Annotated in this window: 2 protein-coding genes; both read right to left on the bottom strand. The window is 54.1% G+C overall.

Going from position 1 to position 4,581, the window contains the following annotated elements; translation table 11 throughout:
- Window positions 1-303: 303 nt before the first annotated feature.
- On the bottom strand, window positions 304-3,192 hold the full coding sequence (locus F758_RS0142650) for a hypothetical protein (RefSeq protein ID WP_024513464.1): 2,889 nt from the start codon (window positions 3,190-3,192) through the stop codon (window positions 304-306).
- Window positions 3,193-3,719: 527 nt separating this feature from the next.
- Window positions 3,720-3,911, bottom strand: coding sequence for a hypothetical protein (locus F758_RS0142645; RefSeq protein WP_035725303.1), 192 nt, complete (start codon window positions 3,909-3,911; stop codon window positions 3,720-3,722).
- Between the last annotated feature and the right edge of the window lie 670 nt (window positions 3,912-4,581).

Here is a 4,581-nt window from a genome sequence, read left to right as displayed (position 1 = left end):
AAAGCGACAATCTGCCAAAGTAGTGCTAGGGCGTGTACTCATAAACGGCCGGCCAGAGGTCCGCTTCGGGGCAAACCGGAAAGCATTTGCTCGCCTTGAGCCTTACCGGTTTTGACCCAAAGCCGTCGGCTCTCAGCGGCCATGCAGCCTTCAAGACACCTTTGCAAAGGGCCAATAACCCGCCGCTGCGGCGCACTCGCCGGCTCTTAATTAATTCTGTGTATGAGCTTCAAGATCTCATCCAGCTGACACCAGCCGAGGAGGACGCGCTTAAGCTCCCAATCATCTTCGAGCTTTAGTAGATCATTCTTCCCTTGTCGCCAAAAATGCTGTGAATTTGCTCATCATCCTGTCAACATAAGCTATCGGTTGACCGTGGACCGCAACTTGTTTGCGAATTAGCTCTGCATCTCGCACGGTTTTGTTTAAATGATTTGAAAGAACAGTATTAGCTAGGGAATTATAGTTCAAGAACACGTTTAGGTCGCGCCACGACCTGAGATCACGTTTTGCTTCTTCGGGCGAAAATAGGAACTTGGCTTTCCGATAGTCGGCTGGATCTTCGGTACTAAGGAATGACTCCTCCGGCCCGGGTTTTTTGGTGATAGACGGGACTAAGTATGGTGACCGAGACCTTGAGATTCCGGCGGCCAGACTGTTCAACTCCTTTTGAATGTCATCAATAGAGCGCAACATCTGCGAAGAAATGCCGGATACCCAGGGATCGTCAATGCGATCAGTTACGGCCCAACTCACCAAGGTCATATAGAGAGCGAAGGACGCGGCAACGTCATCAAATCTCTGCACCGGTGTTAACTGCGCATCATCATCCGCAGGTGCAGTAACTGCCATCACCCAAGCTAAAATTTCCTTTTTGTCATCACAGAGATCGTACAATTTGTTCCAAAATGCCGCGACCTTATTTGTCGGGGAGACGCCCTGCGGGGTGGAAGAAAAGTCGAAAGCGTTAAATGTGACGGGCAGAACAGCTGGGGCGTATTCCTGAAAGTCTCTTGAAATCGAAATTCCCGAAATGCGTTCTATCACCGCGTTATGTCGGTCGAGAACGGTATAGTCCTTTTGCTCGCCAAACTGTTGCACAATCTTGACGTTAGGTTCTCCAGTTGATTTTGTATAGGTCAGCGGTCGACGGGCCGTTTCCTGAAGCGAGATAGCCCCTAGCGAACGAGCAATGAAGAAAGGATCACGAAACTGGTCAACCCCTGCAATCTTCCAATAAGCCTCCAACGGGCCACGTTCAATTAAATAAAATATCCTAGGAATATCATGCTTTTTGGGCCAGTTGAGCAACTCATCTACGTTCCACTGTTGCGGCCACGGCGGGCGCCCGACCCGCAGAGTATGTTTCTCGCTAGTCTCCTTGAGCTGCAAGCTCCGTAGGAGGTGGTCGCGGAGTTCTTCGCAGGCCGACCGATAGGAATTGATAGCTATTCCGACGTTCTCCGGTGTGCAAAGAGCGGCGAAAGAGTCCCGCATCGATCGACCGATTTTCCACGCCTCCATCGCCCGATCGTTTACCGTCGGGCTTTCGAAATTAAGACTCGAATGTAGCTCCATGTAACTTTGCACGCCTCGGGCCCATTCAATGGGGTTTCGGTCGAAATTCGGGACGTGTTTCAGTTTTAACAGGTGGGCAGCGCGTCCCATATGGGAGATCGCAAGATCCAGGCGCTCACAACTTCTTACCGTATTCGCAATCGAAGCTCCGGAATCCGAAACGAACGAGACGTCAGCCGCGATATCAATTGCATGATTGAGAAAAGAAAACAAAAGGCTATTCTTCTTTTCAGCATTGTACGCCGGATCGTTGGCGTCCTGTATTGCTGCTTTCGCGTTCTGGACCGCAGCACTAAAATTGTCGAGACTTGTCTGGCGATATTGTACTTTGATGTAGTGCTCGAATTCAGCTACCTGCACCTGCAGCTTATTTAGTGTCTGCCTCAGAGAGAGATTTAGTTGTCTGAGATCACGACTAACTTCAAGAAGAATGTCCAACGCCTCAATCTGCAAATTCTCCAGGCGGTCAAACCGAGAGAGCATTTCCTGTCGGAGCTCTAAAAGTTGCTGCGCCAACTCGGAAGCTAACTCTTTAACGGCATCGCTCTGTTTGCCGTCACCCCGCATCCCCTGGAGGCCAGACGCAAGACCAGCAACCAAGGCAATGCATCCCACACCACCAGTGCTCATCATCAAGCCTGCATTGAGACCAAAACTCGCCACCTGCATACCCGTTGTGAATTCTTGTTCCGCCGCACGATCTCCAAGCGCTGTTCCCAGAATGAATGCCCCAATGGTCGTCACCGCATGGAGATCGTGTGTTACGGTCACAACTCGCTGCCGCGCAGAGCTGTATCGAGTCTGCTCATCCCTCAGATGACCCGACTCAGTTTCGAACGCTTGCTTTCCTGCGGAAATGACCGACTTAGTTCTGAATACCAGCTGCTCCTGCAGTTCTTTATGTTTGTTGTCGAAACCAATCTCAAGAACCTTCTCTGCCAATGCTTTTGCATTGAGTGGAAGCATCTTGAGCAAGGCATTGGTAGGGTAGGTTGTCGGGCGGACGCCAATGGATTCAATCCCAGGATCTGAAGCTAGGGCACGAAGCCTTGGAATGCTGGATGTGAACATCCCTGTTATGGCTGCCCGCGTTGCTCTCGAACTGCCGTAAACGGGCAGGTCATTGAGGTAATCATTCAATTCGGACTGCTTGGACGAGCGGGCCGCAATATTTCCAAGAAGTAAAGCGATCCCTGCGGCGCGATCAACTACGCCATCGAATCCTTGGACATCCAGAACCGACCGGTGCCACCCGAAGACATTCAATGCCTCAGAGGAACTGGCGAATGTACCACGAAGTCGTCCAATTAGTCGGCTGCTTTGGAATTGCTCTTGTTCGAGTGAAATACGATTGGCCGTTTTAAGTATCTCTGCGGCGTCAAGGTTTGAGCTTGTCAACGCCGATGAGATTGCTCGAAATCGGGGCACATAGCCTTTCGACCGCATTACCTCGTTAGTAGAGGCTTCGACTAGCAAAGCTAGCTTTAATGGATCAACGTCCTGCTGCTCGGCAAGTGCAGTTGATAGGATGAGTCCGCTGGAAAGGCTGGTCGCGACGGCGGAAAGCGCGACGAGAAATTCGCGGCGGCAGATTTCCGAAGACAGGTTCGTCATGGAATCCCCCAAATTTCTTTGAGGTGAAGCAAAGGCTCACACCGCTGCTACCTTCCCTTCTGATCTCGAAGCGATAGCGCGTTCTGGTCCAGGGCGCGCGTACGCTTGCACACTGTGCGCTCAATCAGGCGCCGTGTCGATCTTTAGGCCAGGAAATAACGCGGAGGTGGGTGTGTCAGGGGCCAAGCTGGGTCAAGAGCCGAAAAGCCTTGTTGGCACCTGGGGGAGCGCAGGTTCCGCGCGCGGTCACGAAGCGATGGCGGCCCCATCGTACCTTTTATTGGGTCCGTCGGCCCTCTCAAGCACAACATCACTATCGCTCTTGGGAAGAAAGGAGTGATCCTACAAGACCTCTTAGCTCAGACAGTTGCAAATCGCGCCGACGAGGCGATCGATGAAGTCCGATGGTCTGCCCGTGGCCCAGCTGCGAAGCGGCGCCACGTCTGCTTTAGCGCCGCTGTCGGGCCAAAGCGGACCTTGAGCATGCTCCGCTCACTAGGCTCGATTTTATGAGTACACGCCCTTACTTAGGCCTCGATCAAGCGGAGCCGTTTTTCGATGCGCTCAAGGCGCTGTTCGACGCCCGCCATGCGCTGATTGAGATTGCCGATATCGATCGAGAGCGCGATGACGTGCTGCTCAACCGCGAGCATGCGGTTTTCCAGTCGCCCGACCTTCTCGTCAAGCTGACCGAGCTGGCCCCGGATTGCGCGCAGCATCTCCAGCACGAGGTTGTCAGCGTCGGCCAGAGCCGGCCGTTGACGGTGCCGACTTGGACTTCGAGGCTAGCGTCGGGGGCCTAAAACATTACTGACCGCAAGGCCTACCGGACGAGCAGGTGTGCCACGATTGCGCAGGCGAAGCCCACCACAAGGATCGCTGCGGCTGTCAGGCTGACCAAGTCAATGGTCCACGGTTGGTCGCCTTCGCCGACAAGATCAACGTGTCCAGCGCGGTCTTCGTCTCGATATACGTGAAAGTGCATAGCAGCGGCCTCCGTCTGCGGTGAAGCGTATCCGGAGGAAATTCCAGATAGCCCACGACAAGGGCCCTTTTGCACGCGCAGAATATCACCTTCTGCCGCGCATTGGGCGGCGCATAGGCGGACGCGGCAAAAAATAGTGTGAGCGCTGGCGCGGGTCGTGGCCGCGCGCGCTTGGTTGTCTGGGGCGCCTTGGCGTAGCCGCGCCGCGTGACCGCGACCTCCCCATCGAGCAGTGACGCTCTCGGCGTCAGGATGGTCACCACCTCAAGCACGGAGAGACGCGCGCCTTGAGATCGCGGATGTCATCGGCAAACGACACGAAACGATATGGCCGAGAGCACCGGCCGGATGTAAGAGACGGTCAACCAGAATGGCCGGTGCCCGTCTGCGAAAGACACTCTCCC

The organism is Bradyrhizobium sp. ARR65 (genome assembly GCF_000472385.1).
Taxonomy (GTDB): Bacteria; Pseudomonadota; Alphaproteobacteria; order Rhizobiales; family Xanthobacteraceae; genus Bradyrhizobium.
The sequence above is the reverse complement of the archived record's forward strand: the minus strand, read 5'-3'. Positions and strand labels throughout refer to the sequence as shown.